This window comes from Bacillus pretiosus, from assembly GCF_051294775.1.
Taxonomy (GTDB): domain Bacteria; phylum Bacillota; class Bacilli; order Bacillales; family Bacillaceae_G; genus Bacillus_A; species Bacillus_A wiedmannii.
On sequence record NZ_JBPPHF010000614.1, the window covers coordinates 1 to 281 of the forward strand.

Sequence of the window (281 nt, forward strand, 5' to 3'; positions counted from 1 at the left end):
CATAAATCCTTCTTCTGCTGCACGTTCAACCATTTGCAAAATTGGTCCATAAAAGCCTTTTATGTTCAATAAACCAACCGGCTTATTATGTATACCAATTTGTGACCAACTTACTACTTCAAATAGCTCTTCAAACGTTCCGTATCCGCCCGGTAATGCAATAAAAGCATCCGCAAGCTCTGCCATTTTCGCTTTGCGCTCGTGCATCGTTTCTACTTCAATTAATTCTGGTAGCCCTGTATGAACAATTTCTCCTCGGAATAGTCCGCGCGGCAAAACAC

The 281-nt window shown here is 42.0% G+C and carries 1 protein-coding gene; it reads right to left on the minus strand.

Features of this window, described 5'->3' with window-relative positions; all coding sequences use genetic code 11:
- Positions 1 to 281 (minus strand): LOG family protein (locus ACSG5Z_RS32395; protein ID WP_435712990.1); only part of this gene is annotated, 281 nt, incomplete at both ends.